The organism is Embleya hyalina (assembly GCF_003967355.1).
In the GTDB taxonomy this organism is placed as follows: Bacteria; Actinomycetota; Actinomycetes; order Streptomycetales; family Streptomycetaceae; genus Embleya; species Embleya hyalina.
Genome location: NZ_BIFH01000018.1, coordinates 218,479 through 245,251, shown reverse-complemented (window position 1 = coordinate 245,251; position 26,773 = coordinate 218,479). Strand labels below are relative to the sequence as shown.

Annotated in this window: 2 protein-coding genes and 1 pseudogene; all 3 read right to left on the bottom strand. The window is 74.8% G+C overall.

The features are described from left to right. Window positions 1-56 precede the first annotated feature (56 nt). The 3 genes and pseudogenes from EMA17_RS16565 to EMA17_RS16555 all read right to left on the bottom strand — a co-directional run bounded on the left by EMA17_RS16565 (window position 57) and on the right by EMA17_RS16555 (window position 26,737). Window positions 57-6,746, bottom strand: coding sequence for a type I polyketide synthase (locus tag EMA17_RS16565; protein WP_126637789.1), 6,690 nt, complete (start codon window positions 6,744-6,746; stop codon window positions 57-59). 59 nt (window positions 6,747-6,805) lie between these two features. Then, a pseudogene (locus EMA17_RS54095) lies at window positions 6,806-17,254 on the bottom strand (SDR family NAD(P)-dependent oxidoreductase); the annotation flags it as partial. Between the two features lie 81 nt (window positions 17,255-17,335). Further along, window positions 17,336-26,737, bottom strand: a complete 9,402-nt coding sequence (locus EMA17_RS16555) for a type I polyketide synthase (RefSeq protein ID WP_371863010.1) — start codon at window positions 26,735-26,737, stop codon at window positions 17,336-17,338. Between the last annotated feature and the right edge of the window lie 36 nt (window positions 26,738-26,773).

The following is a 26,773-nucleotide window of genomic DNA, read 5'->3' as shown; positions in this document are numbered from 1 at the left end:
CAGGGCTGAACGGGGCTGAACGGGGCTTATCGGCGGCCATATGGGGCGAACCCCCGTCAGGTCGACCCGAGTTCGCGGTCGATGAAGTCGAGCACCTCGTCCGCGCTCGCCTCCTCGAGCCGCGCGGCGGCGGATGTCGGGACGGCCTCGGTGTCGTGCTCCTCCCGGCCGCGCCACGCGGTGCGCAGCCGGTCGATCCGGCCGGCGATCTCCGCCCGGTCGTCCTCGTCCGCGCGCACTTCGGCGAGCCGGGCGGCCAGGCGGTCGAGGTCGGCGAGCAGCGCCGGCACCGCGGCGGAGGTGTCGGCGTCGGGGACGAGTTCGGCGTACAGGTGGTCCGCGAGGTCGGCCGGGGTCGGGTGGTCGAAGATCAGGGTGGCGGGCAGCCGCAGCTCGGTGGCGGCGTCGAGGCGGTTGCGCAGTTCCACGGCGGTCAGCGAGTCGAAGCCGATGTCGGTGAAACCCCGATACGGGTCCACCGCGTCCGCGCCGCCCAGGCCGAGCACGGTGCCCGCGTGGCCGCGGACCAGGTCGACCAGCAGCCTGCGACGGTCCGCCTCGGCCGCCGCGGCCAGGCGTCGCCCCAGGTCGGCGGCCGGCTCCGCCCGGGCGGTGGCGCGGACGCTGCGCCGTCCCGGGCCGCGCACCAGGGCGCGCAGCACGGCGGGCACCGGGCCGGCGCCGCGTTCCAGGGCCGCGCCGTCGAGGTGCAGCGGCAGCAGCACCGGATCCGGCAGGTTCGCGGCGGCGTCGAACAGGGCCAGCCCCCGCGCGGCGGACAGCGGCACCATCCCGGCACGCGCCGCCCTGGCGCGGTCGGCCGGACCGAGGCCGGCGGTGATCTCGCTCGCCTGGTCCCACAACCCCCAGGCCAGCGACGCGGCGGGCAGCCCGGCCGCCCGGCGATGGTGGGCCAGCGCGTCCAGGAAGGTGTTGGCCGCCGCGTAGCCGCCCTGTCCCGCGCCGCCGAACACCCCGGCCACCGACGAGTACAGCACGAACATCGCGAGGTCGGCGTCGGCGGTCAGCCGGTGCAGGTTCATCGCGCCGTCGATCTTCGGGCGCAACACCCGGCGCAGCCCGTCGTCGGTCATCGAGGTGACCACGCCGTCCTCGACCACGCCGGCGGCGTGCACGACGGCGGTCAGGGGGTGCGCGGCGGGTACCCGGGCCAGTACGTCGGCCAGTTGCTCCCGGTCGGCGACATCGCAGGCGACGATCTCGACGTGCCGGGCGCCCAGCCGGCGCAGTTCCTCGCGCAGTGCCGGCGCACCCGGGGCGCGCTCGCCGGCGCGACCGGTGAGCAGCAGGCGTTCGGCACCGTGCTCGGTCACCAGGTGCCGGGCCAGCAGGCCGCCCAGGGCACCGGTGCCCCCGGTGATCAGTACGGTGCCGTCGGGGTCGGGTGCGGCGGGCACGGTCAGCACGATCTTGCCGATGTGCCTGGCCTGGCTCATGTACCGATAGGCGTGTGCCGCCTCCCGGATGTCCCACGTGCGCACCGGGAGCAGGTGCAGTGCGCCGCCCTCGACGAGGTCGACGATCTCGGTGAGGATGCGGCCGATGCGCTCGGGGCCGGGGTCGACGAAGGGGTGGTAGGTCACCCCCGGGTACCGCGCGGCGATGGCTTCGGGGTCGCGCCGGTCCGTCTTGCCGAGTTCGACGAACCGACCGCCGGGCGCCAGCAGGCGCAGCGAGGCGTCCACGTACTCCCGGGCCAGTGCGTTGAGTACCACGTCGACGCCGCGGCCGTCGCCCGCGCCGGCGAAGGCGTGCTCGAAGTCGAGCGTGCGGGAGGAGGCGATGTGCCGGTCGTCCAGGCCGAGTTCGCGCAGGGTGTCCCACTTGCCGGGGCTCGCCGTGGCGTAGACCTCGGCGCCGAGGTGCCGGGCCAGTCGTACCGCGGCCATGCCCACGCCGCCGGCCGCCGCGTGGATCAGGACGGATTCGCCCGGCTTGAGGTCGGCGACGTCGAACAGGGCGTGGTGGGCGGTCTGGAACGCGACGGGCATGCCGGCGGCCTCGGCGAACGTCCATCCCGCCGGGATGCGCACGACGGCCCGATGGTCGACGACGGCGACCGGGCCGAGCGCGGCGGGCACCCGGCCCGTCACCCGGTCGCCGGGTCGCCGGTCGCCGACGGCCGAGCCGACCTCGGTGACGATCCCGGCGGCCTCGGTGCCCATGCCGACGTGCGCGGGCACCACCCCCAGACCGACCAGGACGTCGCGGAAGTTGAGGCCGGCGGCCCGTACGGCGAGCCGGATCTCGTGCGGGGCGAGCGGGCGGGCGGCGTCCGGGAAGGGCAGCGGCGCGAGGCGGTCCAGGTCGCCCGCGCCGGTGGTGTCGAGCACCCAGGGGCCGTCGGGGGCGGCGGGCAACAGTCCGGTGTCGTCGCCTCGAACGATCCTCGGGGCCAGCATCGCACCCGCGCGCAGGGCCATCTGCGTCTCGCCGGCGGCGAACGCCGCCCCCACCGCGTCGGCCGGCGTGGTCGGCGTGTCGGCGTCCGGGTCGATGTCGACCAGCAGGAACCGCCCCGGGTGTTCGGCCTGTACCGAGCGCAGCAGGCCCCAGACGGGCGCGTGGGCCGGGTCGGTGATGCCCTCGCCGGGCCGGGCCGCGACCGCACCGCGGGTGAGCACGACCAGCCGGGTCGTCGCCCACGCGGGCTGCGCCAACCACTGCCGGACGATGCGCAGCACGCGCTCCACGGACCGGTCGGCCGAGTCGGGCAGCGCCGCCGCGGGCTCCGGGGCGAGCGGGAGCAGGACCACCGTCGGGGTCGCGGACTCCGCGGCGAGCGCGTCGAGTTCGCGATACTCGCGCGCCGCGATCCCGGCCCGCTCCAGCGCGTCGCCGAGGCCGAAGGGGTCGGGGGCGAGCACGGCCCACGGGCCCGCGTCCCGCGGCTGCTCGGGTGCGGCGAACGGGACCCAGTCGAGCCGGTACAGCTCGCCGCCGGCCGCGTCGGCGGGGCCGGCCGGGCGCGTCACCAGTTCGCGGACCGAGACCACGAGGTTGCCGGCGCCGTCGGCGGCGACCAGTTCGACCGCGTCGGAGCCGGTGACCGACACGCGCACGCGCAGTGCCCCCGCGCCGACGGCGTGCACGCCGACCCCGCTCCAGGAGAACACCAGTCGCGGCTGCCCGGGATCGCGCCCGTGCCCGATCAGGCCGCCGGCGTGCAGGGCGGCGTCGAAGAGCGCCGGATGCAGGAGGAAGTCGGCTGCGGTGGCGAGGTGTTCGTCGGGCAGGGCCACCTCGGCGTATACCTGATCGTCGAGCCGCCAGGCGGCGCGCAGACCGCGGAACGACGGGCCGTACCCGAATCCGCCGGCCGCGAGGTCGGCGTAGAAGTCGCCGAGGTCGACCGGTCGGGCCCCGGGCGGCGGCCAGAGCGCCGAGGTGACGGGGTCCGCGTCGGGCCCGCTCTCGGCGGCGGCCTCGGAGGTGAGTACGCCGACCGCGTGCCGAATCCAGGCGCCGTCCGTACCGGACCCGTGGTCGCCCGTGTCCGCGCGTCGGGAGTGCACCTCCACCCGACGGCGCCCGGCCTCCTCGTCCGGTCCGACCGTGACCTGGATCCACACCGCGTCGACCTCGGGAACGACGAGCGGTGCCTCCACCATGAGTTCGGCCACGTGCGGGCAGCCCACCCGGTCGCCGGCCCGGATCGCGATCTCCACGAACGCGGTGCCGGGGAAGAGCACACTGCCGCCGACCGCGTGGTCGGCCAGCCACGGATGGGTGCGTCGGGACAACCGTCCGGTGAGGACCGGTCCGTCGCCGGCCGCCAGGCTCAGTTCCGCGCCGAGCAGCGGGTGCCCGGTGGCGGTCGATCCGGGACCGGCCGGTATCGGCGCGCCCGCGTCCACGTCGAGCCAGTACCGCCCGCGTCGGAAGGCGTAGGTGGGGAGGTCGATCCGGCGGGCACCGGTGCCGGCGAAGAACCGCTCGCCGTCGATCCGGTCGCCGGATACGTGCAGTGTGCCGAGGGCGTGTACCGCCGTGACCGCCTCCGGTCGGCCCCGGCGCAGGGTCGGTACGCAGACCGGGATCGCGGCGGATCCGGACGGTCGGGCGACCAGGAAGTCCCGGGCGAGCGCGGTCAACACCCCGTCGGGGCCCAGTTCGATCAGCGCGGTCGCGCCCGCGTCGGCGAGCGCGGCGACGCCGTCGGCGAACCGGACCGTCCCGCGCACGTGCCGGACCCAGTAGTCGGCGCTGCCCGCCTCCTCCGCCGTGAGGGGGCGGCCGGTCAGGTTGGAGATCACCGGGATGCGCGGGGGCGACGTGGAAAGGCTCGCCGCCACCTCGCGGAACCGATCCGACAGGCCGTCCATGTGCGCGCTGTGGAACGCGTGGCCGGTCGCCAACCGCCGGGTCCGGCGGCCCTGTTCGGCGAACCGCCGGGCCAGCGCGAGCACCGGCTCGGGATCGCCGGAGACCACCACGGCGGCCGGGCCGTTGACCGCCGCCAGGTCCACCGCGCCGCCGTGTTCGACGATCGCGGCGCGTACCTCCTCCTCGCTCGCGGCGACCGCGATCATCGTGCCGCCGGAGGGCTGTTCCTGCATCGCGAGCGCACGGGCCGCGACCAGCGCCGCCGCGTCGGGCAGCGACCACACCCCGGCCAGGTGCGCGGCGGACAACTCGCCGATCGAGTGGCCCAGCAGCAACTCCGGCCGCACACCCCACGATTCGTAGAGTCGGAAGAGGGCGACCTGGAGCGCGAACAGGCCGGTCTGCGCGTAGACGGTCCGCCCGAGCAGTTCCTCCGCGTCCGGATCGTCGACGCTCGACACGACCTCGGCCAACGGTCGTTCGACGTGTCCGGCCAGCCGGGCGTCCAGTTCCCCGATCACCGTGTCGAAGGCGTCGGCGAACACCGGCCAGGTCGCGTACAGTTCCCGGCCCATGCCGGCACGCGCGCTGCCCTGCCCGGTGAACAGGAAGGCCACGCGGGTGTCCTGACCGACCCGACCGCGCACGACACGGGTGGAGTCCTCGCCCCGGGCCAGCGTGTCGAGCCCGGCGAGCAGGTCGTCGGGACCGGTGCCCACGACGACGGCGCGTGAGTCGAGGGCGGCTCGCGACACGGCCAGCGAATAGCCCACGTCGGCGGGCCGGAACCCCGGCCGCGCCCGCAGATGCGCGGCGAGCCGGGCGGCCTGGTCCCGCAACGCCTCGTCGCCCCGGGCACCGAGGACCCACGGCAGGGCGGGTGTATCGGCGCCGGTCGGCACGTCGGGTTCGCCCCGCGCCGGTTCCGCCGCCGACCGCGGTGCCTCCTCCACGATCACGTGTGCGTTGGTGCCGCTCACGCCGAAGGACGAGATCCCGGCGCGGCGCGGACCGCCGTCGCCGGGCCAGGGATGGGCCCGGGTGAGGAGTTCCACGCCGCCGGACGACCAGTCGACGTGCGGGGTCGGCTCGTCCACGTGCAGTGTTCGCGGCAGCAGTTCGTGCCGCATGGCCTCGATCATCTTGATCACGCCGGCCACGCCCGCCGCCGCGCCGGTGTGGCCGATGTTCGACTTGACCGCGCCGAGGCGCAGCGGGCGTCCGGCGGGCCGGTCGCGGCCGTAGGTGGCCAGCAGGGCCCGCGCCTCGATCGGGTCGCCCAGGACCGTACCGGTGCCGTGTGCCTCGACCGCGTCGACGTCGTGGGCGTTCAGCCGTGCGGCGTCGAGGGCTTGGCGGATGACCCGTTCCTGGGCGAGGTCGTTGGGGGCGGTCAGGCCGTTGCTGGCGCCGTCCTGGTTCACGGCGCTGCCTCGGATGACGGCCAGTACGGGGTGTCCGGCCCGGACCGCGTCGCCGAGCCGTTCGAGCAGCAGCACTCCCGCGCCCTCGGCCCAGCCGGTGCCGTCGGCCGCCGCGGCGAACGCCTTGCAACGTCCGTCGGGGGCGAGGCCGCGCTGCCGGCTGAACTCGATGAAGATGCCGGGCGTGGACAGCACGGTCACCCCACCGGCCACTGCCATCGTGCACTCGCCGCGACGCAGCGCGTGCACCGCGAGGTGGATGGCCACGAGCGAGGACGAGCACGCGGTGTCGACCGTGACGGCCGGCCCCTCCAGGCCGAGGGTGTAGGCGACGCGCCCGGAGACGACGCTGACCATGCCGCCGGTGCCGAGGTAGCCCTCGACCTCTTCCGGCACGTCGGCGATCCGCTCGGCGTAACCGGAGGAGATGGCGCCGGCGAACACCCCGACCCGGCTGCCGCCGAGCGAGGTCGGGTCGATGCCGGCGCGCTCGAACACCTCCCAGGAGGTCTCCAGGAACAGCCGCTGTTGCGGATCCATGGCCAGTGCCTCGCGCGGGTTGACGCCGAACAGTTCGGCGTCGAAGTCGGCCGCGCCGGCCAGGAATCCGCCGCGTCGGGTGTACGTGTGCCCGGCCCGGGCGGGGTCCGGGTCGTAGATGCCGTCGACGTCCCAGCCGCGGTCGGGTGGGAAGTCGCCGACCGCGTCGACCTCTTCGGCGACGAGCCGCCACAGCTCCTCGGGCGTGTGCACCCCGCCGGGGTAGCGGCAGGCGGTGGCGACCACGGCGATCGGCTCGTGTGCCGCCGCCTCGACCTCGCGCAGCCGGCGGCGGGTCCGGCCGAGATCGGCGGTGGCCCGCTTGAGGTAGTCGAGGAGCTTTTCCTCGTTGGTCGATACGTCGTCGGTCGATACGTCGGTCGAAGCGTTGGTCGAAGCGTCCGTCGATGCGTCGCTCGATGCGTTGGTCGACACGCGAGCCCACTTTCGCCAGGTGGCCGGAGGGAAGCCGTAGGGAGTCCTCTTGGGTCGGGTCAGGCGCTGTCGGGCCCCAGTTCCCGGTCGAGCAGGTCGAACATGTCTTCGGCGGAGGAGGCGGCCAGTGCCTCCCCGTCCAGGGCGGCGTCGTCCGGCGCCTCGGCGGGCGACGGGTCGCGCCAGGTCCACAGCAGGGTCTCCAGGCGCCGGGCAACCGCGGCCCGCGTCGCCGGGTCGGCGGGCAGCCGGGACAACGCGTGCTCCAGCCGGCCGAACGCCATCGGCGCCGGACCGGCCTCGGTCGCGGTCTCGGGCCCGAGTGTGGTGTCCAGGTGGGCGGCCAGGGCGGCCGCCGTGGGGTGGCTGAACACGAGGGTCACCGGCAGGTGCAGGCCGAGGGCGGTACTCAGCCGACCACGCAGTTCGACCGCGGCCATCGAGTCGAGGCCGAGATCACGCAGCGGCTTGTCCACGGGCACGCCCGCTTCGGCCTGGCCCAGGACGGCCGCGACCTGGGCCACCACCAGGTCGCGCAGCGTCCGCCGCCGGTCCGCCGCGCCCAGCGCGGTCAGCCGGCGCGACAGGGCGCCGACCTCGGCCTCGTCCCCCACCGCGACGTCGTCCACCGACCGGACCGCCACGAGCGGCGGCGGCACCGAATCGGCGCCCGCCGCCGAGGATTCCGCCTCCGCGAGCGCGGCCCGGAGCCGCTCCGGCGAGGCCGCGCGCAAGACGAGCGAGCGCACCGTGAAGGCCGCAGCCCCGGTCGGGGTCGCCGCGACCAGCGACAGGGTGTCCGAGGTGTCGCCGACCGCCTCCAGTCGGATCCGCAACGAGGTCGCGCCGGGCGCGTGCGGCGTGACGCCGGACCACACGAACGGCATCCGGATCGCCGCGTCGCTCTCCCCCGCCGCCGCCCCCGCGTCGAGCGCTCGCAGCGCGGCCGTCACCAGCGCCGGATGCAGCCCGCAACCGGCGGCTTCCCGTCGCCGGTCGGCGGGGAGCGCGACCTCCGCGTACCGGGTCGCGCCGCACTGCCATACGCCGCGGAGCACTTGATCGGCCGGGTCCGGCACATCGCCGGCGGTCGGAACGGGCACCGGGATCGGGACCGGTACCGCACCGACCGGAGGCCAGACGAGCAGGTCGTCCTCGGGCCCGGCCGCTTCCTCCGCCCCCTCGGGGGCAAGCAGGCCCTCGGCGTGCCGGGTCCAGGCGCCGGCCGTCGCCGGATCGTCCGGCCGGGAGTGCACGGCCACCGTGCGGCGGCCGTCCGGGCGGGTGGCGCCGACCACCACCCGCAGGTGTACCCCGTCGCGCTCGGGCAGCGGCAGCGGTGCCGTCAGGGTCAGCTCCTCCACCGTGCCGAGCCCGGTGGATCGGCCCGCGTGCAGGGCGAGTTCGACGAGGGCCGCGCCGGTCAGCAGCGCCGTGCCCGGGAACGGCGACTCGGCGGCCCACGGGTGGGTGTGCCGGCCGACGCGTCCGGTGAAGAGGATCCCGGCCGCGTCGGGCAGGTCGATCGCCGCGCCGAGCACGGGGTGTCCGGTCGGGGTCAGACCCAGCCCCCGCGCGTCGGTCGCGGTGCCCGAGTCGCCCCGGAGCCAGTACCGCTCCCGCTGGAACGCGTAGGTGGGCAGGTCCGTCACCCGCGGCTCGCTGTCGGCGAAGGCGACCCGCCAGTCGACGTCCACGCCGTGCACGTACGCCCGGGCGAGGGCGCCGGTGAACCGGTCGGGACCACCCTCGCCGCGCCGCAGGGTGTCCAGGACCGCGGCCCGCGAGCCGGCCGCCTCGACCGTCTCCAGGATGGCGGTGGTCAGCACCGGGTGGGCGCTGACCTCGACGAAGGTGTCGTGGCCCTGGTCGAGCAGGGCCCGGACGGTCTCGTCGAAGCGAACGGTGCGGCGCAGGTTGGTGTACCAGTATTCGGCGTCCAGGGTGGTGCCCTCGACCACCGCGCCCGTGACGGCGGAGTGGAACGGCACGTCCGCGGCCCGGGGTTCGAGGTCGGCGAGGGCGGTGAGCAGTGCCTCGCGGATCGACTCGACCTGCGGGGAGTGCGAGGCGTAGTCGACCGGGACGCGCCGCGCCCACACGTTGCGCTCCTCGCACCGCTCCAGCACCTCGGTCAGCGCCGCCGGGTCGCCGGAAAGGGTCACCGAACGCGGGGCGTTGACCGCCGCGAGCGCGACGCGGTCGCCGAACGGCGCGGTCAGCTCGGCCGCCTCCTCGGCGGACAGCGCGACCGAGGCCATCCCGCCCTTGCCGGACAGGTCGAGGAGCGCGCGGCCGCGCAGTGCGACGATCCGGGCGCCGTCCTCCAGGGAGAGTGCGCCCGCGACGCAGGCGGCGGCGATCTCGCCCTGGGAGTGGCCCACCACCGCGGCGGGGTGCACGCCGTACGCCCGCCACATCCGGGCCAGCGAGACCATCACCGCCCACAACACCGGCTGCACCACGTCGACCCGCTCCAGCCACCCGTCCGAATCGGAGCCCAGGATCGTGGTCAACGACCAGTCGACGAACGGCGCGAGCGCCTCCTCGCACGCCCGGATCCGCGCGGCGAACTCGGGTGACGCGTCGAGCAGCCCACCGGCCATCCCGACCCACTGGGAACCCTGTCCGGGAAAGACGAACACCGGACGGTGCCCAGCCTGGGCGACACCGAGCACCGCGTCGACCCCGGAGCCCCCGGTCGCCAACCCCACAAGAGCCGCCGCCAACCCCTTTCGGTCGCCCGCGCCGACCACGGCCCGGTGTTCGAGCCCGGCCCGCGAGACGACGGACGAGTAGGCGAGATCGACCAACTCGAGGCGATCGTGCCCGGGTTCGTGCGCCGCGAGGCCATTGGCGGACGGCTCCGGGGTCGGCGACTCGATGTGTTCGGCCAGCCGTGCGGCCTGCGCGCGCAGTGCCTCGGCGGAGTGGGCGGACAGCACGACGGGCAGGCGGGGCGGAGTGGTTCCGGGGCCGCCGGCCGGTCGGGGGACCAGCTCCCGCGCCGGCGCGGCGGGCGGCTGTTCGAGGATCACGTGCGCGTTGGTACCGCTGACCCCGAACGCCGAGACGGCCGCCCGGCGCGGCCGGCCGAGGTCGGGCCAGGGGCGCGGCGCGGTCAGCAACTCCACCGTGCCGGCCGACCAGTCCACGTGCGGGGTCGGCTCGTCGACGTGCAGCGTCGCGGGCAAGACGCCCGCACGCATCGCCAGCACCATCTTGATCACGCCCGCGACGCCCGCCGCGGCCTGCGTGTGCCCGATATTGGATTTCACCGAGCCGACGTGCACCGGCTGTCGCGCCGGCCGGTCCCGGCCGTAGGTCGCGATGAGCGCCTGCGCCTCGATCGGGTCGCCGAGCGTGGTGCCCGTGCCGTGCGCCTCGACCGCGTCGATGTCCCGTGTCGCCAGCCCCGCGTCGACCAGTGCCTGTCGGATCACCCGCTGCTGCGACGGCCCGTTGGGCGCGGTCAGCCCGTTGCTCGCGCCGTCCTGGTTCACCGCCGATCCGCGGACGACGGCGAGTACGCGGTGCCCGTTGCGAACGGCGTCCGACAGGCGCTCGACCACCAGGACGCCGACGCCCTCGGCCGGTCCGAACCCGTCGGCGGACGCCGCGAACGCCTTGCAGCGGCCGTCCGCCGCGAGGCCGCGTTGCCGACTGAACTCGACGAACAACCCCGGTTCCGACATCACGGTCACCCCACCCGCCAGGGCCATCGTGCACTCTCCGCCGCGCAGCGCCCGGACCGCCAGGTGCAGCGCGACGAGCGAGGACGAGCAGGCCGTGTCGACGGTGACCGCGGGCCCCTCGAACCCGAAGGTGTACGCGACCCGCCCGGAGCCGACGCTCGGCGTGTTCCCGGTGCCGAGGTAGCCCTCCAGTTCGTGCGGGGCCCGGTCGAGCCTGCCCGCGTACCCCTGCGCGGCAAGTCCGGTGTACACGCCGATCCGGCTGCCGCCGAGGGCGTCCGGCGCGATGCCGGCGTGTTCGAGGGCCTCCCAGGACGTCTCCAGGAGCAGCCGCTGCTGCGGGTCCATCGCCAGTGCCTCGCGGTGGCTGATGCCGAAGAGGTCGGCGTCGAACCGGTCGGCGTCGTGCAGGAATCCACCGGATCGGGTGTAACTGGTGCCCGGATGGTCGGGGTCCGGGTGGAACAGCCCCGCGAGGTCCCAGCCTCGATTGGTCGGGAATTCGGAGATCGGGTCTTCGCCCGCCGCGATCAGCCGCCACAGATCGTCGGCGGAGCGCACGTCCCCGGGGAACCGGCAGGCCATGCCGACGATCGCGATCGGCTCGTGGGTGCCGGCCGGCGGCGGCTCCTCGGCGAGCGATTCCGGCTCCGCTCCGGACAGTTCGGCGCCGAGTCGATCGGCCAACGCGGCCGGGGTCGGGTGGTCGAAGACCAGCGTGGCGGGCAGTCGCAGGCCGGTGCCGGCGGCGAGCCGATTGCGCAGCTCGACCGCGGTCAGCGAATCGAAGCCGAGTGCCTTGAAGGCGCGGTCGGCGGGGACCGCCGTCTCGTCGCCGTGGCCGAGCACGGCGGCGGCGTGCGTACGGACCAGTTCCAGCAGCACCCGCGAGCGCTCGGCGGGTACGAGGGCGGCCGTGCGCCGCTGCCAGGTCGACCCGCCCGCGTCCCCGTCGGTCGCCGCGACCCGCCGGGCCGGACCGCGCGCCAGGCCGCCGAACACCTCCGGCAGCGTGCCCGTCCCGGCCAGGGTGCGCAGCGCCGCCGGGTCCACCCGCATCGGTACGGCGAGCGTCCGCGACCCGGATCGGGCGGCGTCGAAGAGCCGGAGTCCGAGTGCGTCGGACATGGGCAGGACGCCGCTGCGCGCCATCCGGTCCAGGTCGTCCCGGCCGAGCCGCCCGGTCATTCCGCTGGTCCGCGCCCACAGCCCCCAGGCCAACGACGTACCCGGCCCGCCGGCGGCCTGCCGGTGCGCGGCCAGCGCGTCCACGAAGGCGTTGGCGGCGGCGTAGTTGGCCTGCGCCGCGCCGCCCAGGACGCCGGCGATCGAGGAGAAGAGCACGAAGGCGGCGAGGTCGTGGCCGGCGGTCAGCTCGTGCAGGTTGATCGCACCGTCGACCTTGGCCCGCAACACCGATGCCAGATCATCCGGCGCCATGGACTCGACCAGGCTGTCGGCCAGGACTCCGGTGGCGTGTACGACCCCGGTGAGCGGGGCGGATTCGGGGATGCGCGCGAGTACTGCGGCGAGGGCTTCCCGATCGGCCGCGTCGCACGCCTCGACGACCACCCTCGCCCCGAGACCGGCGAGTTCGTCCGCCAGCTCCGCCGCGCCCGGGGCGGCCGGGCCGCTGCGGCTGAGCAACACCAGGTCGCGCACGCCGTGTTCGGCGACGAGATGCCGGGCCACCAGCGCCCCGAGTGTGCCGGTACCGCCGGTGATCAGCACGGTCCCGTCCGGATCGAGCGGCACCGGCATCCGCAACACCAACTTGCCCGTATGCCGGGCCTGCGCCATGAACCGAAACGCCTCCGGCGCCCGCCGCACGTCGAAACACCGCACCGGGACCGGCGCCAACACACCCGACCGGAACAGGGGCATCAGCACCGCGAACAACTCCGCGATGCCGTCCGCACCCGCCGCCTCGACCAGGTCGAAGGCCCGATAGGACAGGATCCCGGGACGAGCCGCGCGCACCGCCGTCTCGTCCCGGACATCCGTCTTGCCCATCTCCACGAACCTGCCGCCGTCGGCCAGCAGTCGCAGCGAGGCGTCCACGAACTCGCCCGCCAGCGAGTTCAACACCACGTCCACACCACGCCCGCCCGTCGCGGCCCGAAAACGCGCCGCGAAGTCGAGCGTCCGCGAATCACCGATGTGCGCGTCGTCCAACCCCAAGGACCGCAACACGTCCCACTTGCCACGACTCGCCGTCGCGAACACCTCGGCACCCAGATGGCGAGCGATCCGCACCGCCGCCATCCCCACCCCACCGGCCCCGGCGTGGACCAGCACCGTGTCGCCCGGGCCCACCCGACCCAGCGCGACCAGCCCGTGATACGCCGTCAGGAAGGCCACCGGCACCGACGCCGCCTGCTCCCAGGACCACCCGTCGGGCACCCGCGCGAGGGTCCGCACATCGGCCACCGCGGTCGGCCCGAAGGCCGGGAACAGCCCCAACACCCGATCACCGACGGCCGAGTCGTGGACATCGGGACCCACCTCGGTCACCACGCCCGCGCCTTCGCCGCCCATCGTCGCGGCGTCCGGATACATGTCCAACGCGATCAGCACATCGCGGAAATTGAGCCCCGCGGCCCGCACCGCGACGCGCACCTGCCCGGACCGCAGGGGCTCCAGGGCCTCCGGCGCGGGCACCGCCGCCAGGTCCTCCAGTGTGCCGGTCCCGGGCGTGTGCAACCGCCAGGCACCCGACGGCGGGATCAGCGCGTCGGCGGCGCCCGCCCGGACCAGCCGGGGCACGAGCATGTCGCCCTGGCGCAGCGCGAGTTGCGACTCGCCGCCGCGTACGGCGGCGTCGAGGAGCGCCGCCGACGCCGGGCTGTCGTCCGTGTCCACCAGCACGAACCGGCCGGGGTGTTCGGTCTGCGCGGATCTGACCAGGCCCCACACCGACGCGTGTACGAGGTCCGTCACCACGTCGGCCGGTCCCGCCGCCACCGCGCCGTGGGTCACCAGGACCAGTCGCGACCGTGCCTGCCCCTCGGTCGCGAGCCATCCCTGGATCCGGGCCAATACCTCGGCTGTCGCCGCCGCGACCGCGTCCGCGAGCCCGCCGCCGAAAGCCGACGGGGCGCAGTCGAGCCGGGTCACCTCGTCCCCACCGGGCCGTTCGACCACCTCGGTCGGGATCCAGTCCAGGTGGAAGAGACTGTCGGCCGTCTCGTCGGCGGCGTGGGCGAGTCGGTCGGCGGTGATCGGCCGGAGCGTGAGGCCTTGCGCGGAGAAGACCGGTTCGCCGGTGTGGTCGGTGGTCTCGATGCTCACGGAATCGCCGTCGCCCACGGACAGTCGGACCCGCAGCGACGACGCGCCGGAGGCCGACAGGCGGACGCCGCTCCACACGAACGGCAGGCGGATCGTGGTACGGGCGTCGCCGATGCCGGTCAGCGCCGCCACCTGTACCGCGGCGTCCAGGAGCGCCGGGTGGAGCCCGAAGCGATGGGCGTGCTCGCGTTGTTCGGCGGGGAGGGCCACTTCGGCGTATACGTCCTCGCCGACGCGCCAGGCCGCGCGCAGCCCCCGGAATGACAGGCCGTAGGCGTAACCGGCCTCGGCCAGGTCCGGATAGAACCGATCCAGCTCGATCGGCCGCGCACCGACGGGCGGCCACGCGGTCGGGGCCGGGCCGGCGTCGGTCGACGCGGCGGAGTCGGGCAGGAGGAGGCCGCCGGCGTGCCTGGTCCACTCCCGGTCGGCGTCGTCGTCGACGCGCGAGAACACGGAGACCGCCCGGCCGCCGTCGGCCGCCGGCGGCGCGACCACGACCTGGATCCGCACGCCGCCCTGCTCGGGCAGTGCCAGCGGCGCCTCCAGGGTCAGTTCGGCAAGCAGGCCGCACCCCACGGAATCGCCGGCCCGCACGGCGAGTTCGACGAAGGCCGTACCGGGCAGCAGCACCGTCCCGGCGACCGCGTGGTCCCCGAGCCAGGTGTGCGAGGACAGCGACAACCGTCCGGTGAGCAGGAATCCCCGCCCGTCCGCCAGGGACACCGAGGCGCCGAGGAGGGGGTGGCCCTCGCCGGTGAGCCCGAGCCCGGCCGCGTCGTCGGCCCCGCCGGGCGCGATGTCGCGCAGCCAGTACCGCCGGCGCCGGAAGGCGTACGTCGGCAACTCGACCTCTCCGGCCGTGTGTTCGCCCACGAGCGGCGTCCAGTCCACGGCGAGGCCGTCGACGTGGGCCCGCGCCAGCGAGGCGGTGAAGTCGTCGAGGCCGCCCGCGCCCCGGTGCAGCGTGCCGAGCACCACCGCCGTGGCGCCGGTGGCTTCGATGGTGGTCTCGATCGGCGTGGTCAACACCGGATGAGCGCTCACCTCGACGAACGCGTCGAACCCCTCCGCCAGCAACAGCCGCACCGTCTCCTCGAAACGCACCGGTCGCCGCAGATTCGCATACCAATAACCACCATCCAAAGCCGCCGTCCCCAACCGACCCGCCGTCACCGTCGAATAGAACGGCACACCCGACACCACCGGCCGCACACCCGCCAACCCCGCCGACAACCGCTCCCGAACCGCCTCCACCCCCACCCCGTGCGACGCATAATCCACCGCCACCCGACCCACCCACACACCCCGCGCCTCACACACCCCCACCAACGCGTCCACCGCACCCGGATCACCCGACACCGTCACCGACGACGGCCCGTTCACCGCCGCCACCCACAACCGACCCCCGAACGGCCCCAACACATCGACCACCTCGGCACGCCCCAACGCCACCGACACCATCGCCCCGGAACCCGCCAACACCGACAACGCCCGCCCCCGCAACGCCACCACCCGCGCACCATCCGCCAACGACAACGCCCCCGCCACACACGCCGCCGCCACCTCCCCCTGCGAATGCCCCACCACCGCACCCGGCACCACACCGAACGAACCCCACAACCCCGCAAGCGACACCATCACCGCCCACAACACCGGCTGCACCACATCCACCCGGCCCAACCACTCCCCCGACCCCGACCGCAACACCGACACCAACGACCAATCCACAAACGGCGCCAACGCCACCTCACACTCCGCGATCCACCCCGCGAACACCGGCGACGAATCCAACAGGCCCGCGGCCATCCCCAACCACTGCGACCCCTGCCCGGGAAACACCAGCACGGTCCGCCCCGAGCACCGCACCGTCCCGGACACCACACCCGCCGCCGGCTCCCCCGCGGCCAGCGCCGCCAGTCCGGCGGTCCACTCGGCGTGGTTCGAGGCCGACACCACGGCCCGATGCTCGAACGCCGACCGCGTGGCGACCAGTGCCGACGCGACCGCCGCCGGGTCCGACTCCGGGTACTCGGCCGCGAATTCGGCCAGTCGGCCCGCCTGCGCCCGCAGCCCGGCCTCCGACTTGCCCGACACCACGAACGGCAGCGCACCCGACACGGCGGAGCGCGGCTCCCCCGCCGCCGACTCTCCCGTCCGCGGGTCCGCCGCCTCCTCGACGATCACGTGCGCGTTCGTCCCGCTGATCCCGAACGACGACACCGCCGCCCGGCGCGGACGGCCCACCTCGGGCCACTCCCGGGCCCGGGTCAGCAACTCCACCGCTCCCGCCGACCAGTCGATCCGGGTCGAACGCTCCTCGGCGTGCAGGGTTTTGGGCAGGACGCCGGCCCGGATCGCCAGCACGGTCTTGATCAGGCCCGCGACGCCCGCCGCCGCGCCCGTGTGGCCGATGTTCGACTTCACCGAGCCCAGCCACAGCGGGCGATCGGCCGGGCGGCCCCGGCCGTACGTGGCCAGGAGCGCCTGCGCCTCGATCGGGTCGCCGAGCGTGGTGCCGGTGCCGTGCGCCTCGACCGCGTCGACGTCCGCGGCGGACAGACCGGCATCGGCCAGCGCGAGCCGGATGACCCGCTGCTGCGAGGGGCCGTTGGGGGCGGTCAGGCCGTTGCCCGCGCCGTCCTGGTTGACCGCGCTCCCCCGGATCACCGCGAGCACCCGGTGTCCGGCACGGCGTGCGTCGGCCAGCCGCTCGACCAGCAGTACACCCGCGCCGTCGGCGAGACCCATACCGTCGGCGGCCTCCGCGAACGCCTTGCACCGGCCGTCCGGGGCCAGCCCGCGCTGGGCGCTGAAGCCGAGGAACTGGATCGGGGACGACAACACCGTGACGCCGCCGACCAGCGCCAGCGAACATTCGTCGTTGCGCAGCGCCTGCACGGCCAGGTGCAGGGCCACCAGCGACGAGGAGCAGGCGGTGTCCACGGTCACGGCGGGGCCTTCGAGCCCGTACAGGTAGGACAGCCGGCCGGCGAGCACGGCGGCGGCCGTACCGGTGGTCAGGTGTCCGAGGTGTTCGTCGGGCACCCGACCGCTCGTCCAGGCGTAGTCCACGCTGTTGGTGCCGATGAATACGCCCGCCCGGCTGCCGCGCAGGCCGGCCGGGACGATACCCGCGTGTTCGAATGCCTCCCAGGACGTCTCCAGGAGCAGCCGCTGCTGCGGGTCCATCGCCAAGGCCTCGCGCGGCGAGATACCGAAGAAGTCGGCGTCGAAGCCCGCGACGTCGCGGATGAAGCCGCCGGCCGCGGTGTAGGTGGTGCCGGGGTGCTCCGGGTCGGGGTGGTACAGCCGGTCCACGTCCCAGCCGCGGTCCCCGGGCAGCGGGCCGATCGTGTCCTCGCCGCGTTCGAGCAGGTCCCACAGGTCGTGGGGCGAGGCGATGCCGCCGGGGAGGCGGCAGGCCATGCCGACGATCGCCACGGGTTCGGTGGCGGTGGCGGCGGCCTCGAAGGCGGCGATCCGCCGCTGTGCGTCGTGCAGTTCGGTCGTGGCCCACTTCAGGTATTCGCGAAGGGTTTCCTCACTGGCCACGGCAGTCCTCCGGTGCTGGGGTCGCGGTGTGCGTGGGGCCGGGGCGGGTCATGGCGTGCCTCCGGCCGGGGTGCCTCGGCCGAGGCGGCTGTCGATGAACGCCAACATCTCGTCGTCCGAGGCCGCTTCGAGTTCGGCGGCGACGCTCGGCGGGCCGGCGGGGGGTTGGGTGGTCGGGCCTGCCGTGCCGTTCCAGTCGGCGAGCAGCGCCCGCAGTCGCCGGGTGATGCCGGCCCGGTCCGTGTCGCCGACCGATGCCGAGGCCAGATCGGCGCCGAGACGGTCGAGTTCGGCGTGCACGTGGGCGGCGTCCACGGGTGTGTCCGGCAGGAGTTCGGCGGTCAGCAGGTCGACCAGGGCGAGCGGGGTCGGGTGGTCGAACAGGAGGGTGGCGGGCAGGTCGAGGCCGGTGCGCCGGTTCAGCCGGTTGCGCAGGTCGACGGCGGTGACGGACTCGAAGCCGAGGTCGGCGAAGGCGCGTTCGGGCCGGATGTCCTCGACCGAGTCGTGACCGAGCGCCGCGGCGGTGTGTGCGCGGACCAACTCCAGGAGGCGATGCGAGCGGTCGGCGGCGGGCAACTCGGCCAGCTCGTGGCGAAGTTCGTCGGCCGCGTGCGCCTGCTCGTCGGTCGCGACCGGGGTGGTGCGGGCCTCGGGGAGGGTGTCGATCAGGCGGCTGGGTCGGCGGGCGGTGAAGGCGCGGACGAAGACCGGCCAGTCGACGTCGGCGACGGTCACGCAGGTGTCGTCGTGGTCGAGGGCCCGCTGCAGTGCCGCCAGGGCCGCTTCCGGGTCGAGCGCACGCAGGCCGCCGAGGGTGATTCGGCGTAGGGCGCGGGCGATCTCGGCGGCGTCCTGTTCGGTTTCGGGGCCGCCCGCCGGGGCGGGCCGCGTCGTCGGGTCCCAGACCGACCAGGCCACGGACAGGGCATGTCGGCCCCGCGCGCGGTGTCGTCGGGCGAGCGCGTCCAGGTGTGCGCCGGCGGCGGCGTAGGCGCCGTGTTCACCGCTGCCCCAGAAGGCGGCCACCGAGGAGAAGTACACGATGGTGCGCAGTTCGTCCGGGTCGAGCAGTTCGTCGAGGACGCGGGCGCTGTCCACCTTGGCCGCCAGTACGTCGGCGACGGCCGCCGGGTCGGTGTCGACCAGGGTGGCCAGGCCCGGGTCGCCGGCGGTGTGCATCAGGTCGGTGATCGTGCGGCCCGCCGCGGTGAGGCGCTCGATCAGGCCGGCCACCTCGTGTCGGTCGCGCAGGTCGCACGCGGCGGTGGTGAGTCCGGTGCCCGTCGCGGCGAGTTCGGTTTCGAGGCGGGCGGCGGCGTCGGGGTCGATCCGCCCGGCCAGCACGACGTGTTCCGCGCCGCGCTCGGCCAGTCGGCGGGCGAGCCGGATCGCCGGCGCGTCGGTACCGCCGGTGATCAGCACGGTGCCGGACGGCCGCCAGTCCCGTACCGCCGCGGCGTCGGCGACCGGCGCGTGCACCATCCGGCGGGCGAAGGTCCCGGTCGGCCGCACCGCGAGCTGGTCCTCGTGGGCCGCGTTGCCCAACGCCCGCCACACCCGGTCGACGGCGTCCGGGGCCGGGTGCTCCGGCAGGTCGATCAGGCCGCCCCAGCGGTCCGGCAGTTCGAGGGCGGCGACCCGGCCCAGACCCCAGATCCGGGCCTGGTCCGGGTCCGGGGGCGCGGGGTCGCCGTCGACCTCGACGCCGCCGCGCGTCAGGCACCACAGTCGGGTGTCGGCGGTGCGGGCGGCGGCGGCCCGGACGAGAAGCAGCGTGCCGGCGAGACCGGCCGGGACGCGGCCGAGGAGGGACAGGATCCCGAGCGGTCCCGCGCCGTCGGGCAACGCCGCCTCGAGGCCGCGCGCCAGTTCGGTCGCGGTGGTGGGCCGGGTGGGGTCGACGACGAGGGTGGCGACGGTGGTGCCCCGCTCGGCGAGGGCCGCCGCCCACGCACCGCTTTCCTCGTCGGCGGCCGGTACGACCGCCAGCCACGTGGTAGGCGCGGCGGGATCGGCGGGCAGGTCGTCGACGGGCCGCCAGACGGCACGGTAGCGCCACTCGTCGACGGTGCGCCGCTCGCGGACCCGGCGCCGCCAGGTCCGCAACGCGGGCAACGCCGCGTGCCAGGGCCGCGCGTCGGGGGCGTCGAGCAGGTCGGCGAGGGCCCGCGAATCCTCGGCCTCGATCAGCTCCCAAAAACGCGACTCGGCCGGGTCGCGGGTCGCTTCGGCCGCGATGGACGGCCGGTCGAGCCAATAGCGCCGCCGGTGGAAGGGATACGTCGGCAGGTCGACCGCCTCGGTCCGGCGGCCGGCGAACACCGCGCCCCAGTCGGGCGTGACGCCGAGGACGGTCGCCTCGCCGACGGAGAGCAGGAACCGTTCCAGGTCGCCCTGTTCGCGCCGCAGTGTGCCGACGGTCGCGGCCTCGGCGCCGACGGCCGCCGCCGTCTCCCGGATCGGGGTGAGCAGGGTGGGGTGCGGGCCCACGTCGACGAACGTGTCGTAGCCCTGCGCCAGGAGCCCGCGCACGGTGTGTTCGAACCGCACGGTGTGCCGCAGGTTGTCGTACCAGTAATCGGCGGTCAACCGTGTGGTGTCCAGCGGCCCGCCCGTCACCGTGGAGTGGAACGGCACCGCGGCGGCCACCGGTTCGACCCCGGCGAGGTCGCCGCGCAGCCGATCGCGGATCTCCTCGACCCGGGCCGAGTGCGAGGCGTAGTCCACCGGCAGGATCCGCCCGCGTTCCGCCGTCTCGACCAGTTCCCGCACCGCCGCCGGGTCGCCCGAGACGACCACCTGACCTGGGCTGTTGACCGCCGCGAGGGACAACCGTCCGTCGAACTCCGCGAGGCGCGCGACCGCTTCACTCTCCGACATGGCGACCGACGCCATCAGGCCGCGCTCGGCCAGGTCGAGCAGTGCCCTGCCGCGCAGCGCGACGATCCGCGCGCCGTCCGCCAGGGTCAGCGCGCCGGCGACGCAGGCCGCCGCGATCTCGCCCTGGGAGTGCCCGACGACGGCGGCGGGTCGCACCCCGTGGGCGCGCCAGAGTTCGGCGAGCGAGACCATCACCGCCCACAACGCGGGCTGTACCACGTCCACCCGCTCCAGGCCGGCACCCGTCGGATCGCGCAACACCTCGGTCAGCGACCAGTCGACGTACGGCGCCAGCGCCACCGCGCACCGCTCGATGTGCCCGGCGAACACCGGTGCCTGGTCCAACAGTTCGGCGGCCATGCCGGGCCACTGGGAGCCCTGGCCGGGAAAGACGAACACGACCCGGTCGCGGACCGGCCCATCGCCCTCGACCACGCCCGCCGTCGCCTCGCCGGAGGCGAGGCCGTCCAGCGCGTGCCGGAGGCCGTCCCGGTCCCGGGCCACCACGACCGCACGACGGGCGAGCCGCGTGCGCGTGCCGGCCAGCGAGAACGCCAGGTCGGCCGGCGCGAGTTCGGGGTGTCGCGCGAGATGGGCACGCAGGCGGTCGGCGACCGTGCGGAGTTCGCGTCCGGTGGCGGCGGAGAGCAGATACGGCAGCGGCGCGGCCGGATCGACGGCGACGGGCTTGTCCGCGCGGGTGGGCGCGGGCGGCGCCTGTTCCACGATCACGTGCGCGTTGGTGCCGCTGATCCCGAACGAGGAGACACCGGCCCGGCGCGGCCGATCGTACTCCGGCCAGGGCACACTGTCGGTGAGCAGCGCGACCGCGCCGGCCGACCAGTCGACGTGCGGCGACGGCGCGTCCACATGCAGCGTCCTGGGCAGCACGCCGTGTCGCAGCGCCATCACCGTCTTGAGCAGACCCGCCATACCGGCGGCGGCCGCCGCGTGGCCGAGGTTGGACTTCACCGAGCCGAGCCACAGCGGTCGGTCGGCGGGGCGGTCGCGGCCGTAGGTGGCGAGCAGCGCCTGCGCCTCGATCGGGTCGCCCAGCGTGGTACCGGTCCCGTGCGCCTCCACCGCGTCCACCTGATCGCCCGTCAACTCGGCGTCGGCCAGCGCGAGTCGGATCACCCGCTGCTGCGCCGGACCGTTGGGCGCGCTCAGCCCGTTGCTGGCGCCGTCCTGGTTGACCGCGCTCCCGCGTACGAGCGCCCATACCCGCCGGCCGTGCCGCCGCGCGTCGGAGAGCCGTTCGAGCAGCACCACGCCGACCCCCTCGGACCAGCCGGTGCCGTCGGCCGCCGCCGCGAACGACTTGCAGCGGCCGTCCCGGGCCAAGCCGCGTTGGCGGCTGAACTCGACGAAACCCGTGGGATCGGCCAGCACCGTGACACCCCCGGCCAGGGCCGTCGCGCATTCGCCGCGCCGCAGCGCCTGCACGGCCAGGTGCAGCGCCACCAGCGAGGACGAACAGGCGGTGTCCACGGTCACCGCCGGGCCTTCGAGGCCGAAGGTGTAGGCCAGTCGACCGGACAGCACACTGCCCGCACCGCCGGTGAGCGCGTAGCCCTCCGCGTCACGCGCGCCGACTCCGTACCCGGACGGCGTGCCGCCGACGAACACGCCGGTGGGGCTGCCCCGGAGCGCCGACGCGTCGAGCCCGGCCCGTTCGAACGCCTCCCACGAGGTCTCCAGGAGCAACCGTTGTTGCGGGTCCATCGCCAGCGCCTCACGGGGCGAGATCCCGAAGAAACCGGGGTCGAACTCGGCGGCGCCGGGCAGGAATCCGCCGTACCGGGCGTAGGAGGTTCCGGGGTGGTCGGGGTCCGGGTGGTACAGGCCCTCCAGGTCCCAGCCGCGGTCGTCCGGGAAGGGTCCGATCGCATCGCCGCCGTCGGCGACCAGCCGCCACAGGTCCTCGGGGGAGCCGATTCCGCCGGGGAAGCGGCAGGCCATGCCGACGATCGCGATCGGTTCGTCCGCCGAGACCCGCGCGACGGACGGGATCGAGTGGCCCGTCTGCCGCCGCCCACCGTCGAGTTCGGCGCACAGATACCCGGCGAGCGCCGTCGCCGAGGGGTGGTCGAAGACGGCGGAGGCGGGCAGGGGGAGGCCGGACAGGGCGGCGAGCCGGTCGCGCAGTTCGACGGCGGTGAGCGAGTCGAAGCCGAGGTCGCGAAAGGCCCGGTCGGGGTCGATCGCCCGCGGTGCGGCGTGGCCGAGTACCCGCGCGATCTCGGCGCGGACCGCGTCGAGGGCGAGCGCGGGTCGGTCGGCGGGCGCGGACGCGGTGAGCCGGCGGCCGAGTTCGGCGCTCTCGGCGCCTTCCGGCCGCGCCGATGCCGCGCCGTCCGGCGTGAGTTCGCTCCACAGTGGGCTGGGGCGCAGTGCGGTGAAGGTGGCGGTGAATCGTCGCCGGTCGACGTCCGCGACGGTCACCGTCGGCTCGGGGCGGCCGACCGCGTGGGCGAGTGCGGCCAGGGCCGTGTCCGGATCGAGCGGACGCAGGCCCCGCCGGGCCACCCACTCCACGTCGCGTTCCGTGGCGACCATGCCGTCGCCGGCCCACGGCCCCCACGCGATCGAGGTCGCGGCGAGTCCGCGCGCGCCGCGCTGCTCGGCCAGCGCGTCGAGGGCGGCATTCGCCGCGGCATACGCGCCCTGCCCGCCGCTGCCCCACACACCCGCGATCGAGGAGAACAGCACGAAGGCGCGCAGGGGGCGTTCGCCGAACACCGCGTCGAGATTCGCGGCACCGACCGCCTTGCCCGCGAGCACGTCCGCACAGGTTCGGGGGTCGGTGTCGAGCAGCGCACGGTCCCGGGCGATGCCGGCGGCGTGTACGACGGCCTCGATCGGGACGCCGTCGGCTTCCACTTCGGCGACGAGCCGGGCCACGGCGGCCCGATCCGCCAGGTCGCAGGAGACGATGGTCGTACGTGCGCCGAACTCGGCAAGATCGCGGGCGAGTTCGTCTGCACCGGGGGCCTTCCTGCCGCTCCGGCTGACCAACACCACATCGTTCGCGCCGTGTTCCGCCGCCCAGCGGGCCACCCGGGCGCCGAGGCCGCCGGTGCCGCCGGTGATCAGGATCCGGCCGGTCGGCCGCCAGTCGGCGCCGTGCTCCGACGGCGCCCCGGCGGACAACCGCCGTGCCCACACCCCGGTCGTGCGCACGGCGATCTGATCCTCGGCGCCGTCGGCGATCATCGCGGCGACCCGGGCCCAGGCCGGGTCGTCGGGCGTGGCGGGCAGGTCGATCAGGCCGCCCCACAGTGTGGGATGCTCCAGCGCGACGGTGCGGCCCAGGCCCCAGACCTGGGCCTGGTCGACGTGCCGGAGCACATCCGAGGGACCCGTGCCTACCGCGCCCTGGGTCAGGGTCCACATCCGCACCCGGCCGTCGAGGCCGAGATCGCACAGCGCCCGGACGAGTGCGAGCGTGCCGGCGAGGCCGGTGGTCAGCCCGGAGCCGGCGGGGTCGGGTGCCGTCTCCCGCCCCAGGAGCGAGACGACCCCGGTGATGTCGGGGTACTCCCCGAGCCGTTCGGCCCGCGCGGCATCGTCGGCCGCACCCGGCTCGACCACAAGGTGTGCCACGTGCGCGCCACGCGCTTCGAGCGCCCGGCCGGCCGCCCGGCCGAGAGCGGTGTCGGCCGGGTCGGACGAGATCACCAGCCAGGTACCGGACAACCGGGCATCGGGCGGTGCGGCGACCGACTGCCAGCGAGTCGTGTATCGCAGACCCGTTTCGGGAGCGTCGCCGCCCGCGTCCCGGGCATCGGCCACCGGAACGGCAATGGCGTCGCGACGTCGGCCGGCGAGCCAATAGCGCCGCCGCTGGAAGGCGTACGTCGGCAACTCCACGCGCCTGCCGCCACGCGCGGCCAGGGCGCCGGACCAATCCACGCGGATTCCGGCGCTGTGCAGGCCGGCCAGTGCGGCGCTCAAGGTCCGTGTCTCGGGGTGGCCCCGGCGCAGGAACGGCACGACGGTGGGTCCGGTCCGCGAGTCGATGTTCTCCCGTGCCATCGCGGCGGCCACCGCGTCCGGACCGATCTCCGCGAAGGCGGTGGTGCCCTCCGCGACGAGCGTGCCGATACCGTCCGCGAAGCGGACCGGTTCGCGTACCTGGCGCACCCAGTAGCCGGGGTCGGCCAGTTCGGCCGCCTCGGCGATCCGTCCCGTGACATTCGAGACCACCGGAAATCGCGCCGTTCCGTACGACACGCCTTCCAGCACCGTCCGGAAATCGGCCAGCATCGGCTCCATCCGCGCCGAGTGGAACGCGTGCCCCACCCGAAGCCGCCGAGTCCGCCGACCCCGCCCCGCGAAACGCGCGGCAACCGCCAGCACGGCATCCTCGTCCCCCGAAACCACCACCGACATCGGCCCGTTCACGGCGGCCACACCCACCGTTCCCCGCCCGTCCAGGACGCCACGAACCTCGTCCTCGCCGGCCTGCACCGCGACCATCGCCCCACCCGCCGGCAACGCCTGCATCAACCGCCCACGCGCCGCCACCACCGCCGCCGCATCCGCCAGCGACCACACACCCGCCACATACGCCGCGACCAACTCCCCCACCGAATGACCCAACACGAACCCCGGCCGCACACCGAACGACTCGACCAACCGGAACAGCGCCACCTCCACCGCAAAGAGCGCCGCCTGCGCGAACACCGTCTCGTCCAACAGCGCCCCGGAACCCCCCACACCGAACACCACATCCCGCACCGAACACCCCACACCACCCGCCAACCGACCGTCCAACGCCGACACCACCTCGTCGAAGGCCGCCGCGAACACCGGATGAGCCGCATACAACTCCCGCCCCATCCCCACCCGCTGACCACCCTGCCCACCGAAGAGGAACGCCACCCGACCGTCCGTACGGGCCGTGCCCGTCACCACGCCGGGTCCCGGCCCGCCATCGGCCAGGGAGCCCAGTCCGGCCAGGAGTTCCGCACGATCGGCACCGAGGACCACGGCGCGCACGTCCAGCGCCGAACGGGTCGCGGCCAGCGAGTAGGCGAGGTCGAGCGGGGAGAGGTCGGGATGCGCCCCGATGTGGTCCAGCAACCGCCGGGCCTGCGCGCGCAGTCCGGGCTCGGAGCGCGCGGAGACGAGCCAGGGTATGTGGTCGTGCGCGGGCCTCGTCGCCGCCGATCCGCCGCCGCCGGCTTCGGCATCGGTGTCGGTGTCGGGCGGCGCACCCTCGGCCTCCTCGACGACCACGTGCGCGTTCGTCCCGCTGATCCCGAACGAGGAGACGCCGGCCCGTCGCGGCCGGCCCGTCTCCGGCCACGGACGCGCCTCGGTCAACAACCGCACCGCGCCCGCCGACCAGTCCACATGCGGCGTCGGCGCGTCCACGTGCAGCGTCTTCGGCAACACGCCCCGCCGCATCGCCAACACCATCTTGATCACCCCCGCCACCCCCGAAGCGGCGACCGAGTGACCGAGATTGGACTTCAGCGCGCCCAGCCACAGCGGCCGTTCCGGGTCGCGGTCGCGTCCGTACGTGGCCAGGAGCGCCCGCGCCTCGATCGGGTCGCCGAGCGCGGTGCCGGTGCCGTGCGCCTCCACCGTGTCGACCTGATCCGTCGTCAGTCGGGCGTTCTCCAGCGCCTGTCGGATCACCCGCTGCTGCGCGGGACCGCTGGGTGCGGTCAGCCCGCTGCTGCCACCGTCCTGGTTGACCGCGCTGCCGCGCAGTACGGCGAGCACCTGGTGGCCGTTGCGCCGTGCGTCGGTCAACCGTTCCAGCAACAGCAGGCCCACACCCTCCGACCAGCCGGTACCGTCGGCTCCCGCGGCGAACGCCTTGCAGCGGCCGTCCGGCGCGAGGCCGCGTTGGCGGCTGAACTCGACGAACAGGGACGGGTCCGAGAGCACCGTCACCCCGCCGGCCAGGGCCAGAGAGCACTCGTCCTGGCGCAGGGCCTGCGCGGCCAGATGCAGCGCGACCAGCGAGGACGAACAGGCCGTGTCCACGGTCACCGCCGGGCCCTCGAACCCGTAGGTGTAGGACAGTCGGCCGGACAACACGCTGGCGACGTTCCCCGTCAGCAGGTAGCCCTCCACGGTCTGCGGCACGTCGTCCGGATGCTCGATGTAGCGCAGCGCGCCGGCCCCGACGAAGACACCGGTGCGGCTGCCCCTGAGTCCGGCCGGGTCGATTCCGGCCCGCTCGAACGCCTCCCACGACGTCTCCAGCAACAACCGCTGCTGGGGGTCCATCGCCAGGGCCTCGCGCGGTGAGATGCCGAAGAACTCCGCGTCGAAGTCGCCCACGTCGGCCACGAACCCGCCCCGGCGCACGTAGGTCCGGCCTGGCGCGGCCGGGTCCGGGTCGTGGATCCCGTCGACGTCCCAGCCCCGGTCGGTCGGGAAGTCGGAGAGCACGTCGGCGCCGGCCTCGACCAGCCGCCACAGGTCCTCGGGCGAGCGGATCCCGCCGGCGAAGCGGCACGACATGGCGACGATGGCGATCGGCTCCCGGCCGCGCGCCTCGACGGCCGCCAACCGCCGCTTGGTCTGCCGCAGTTCCTCGGCCACCCGCTTGAGATAGTCGCGAAGTTTGTGCTCGGTGTC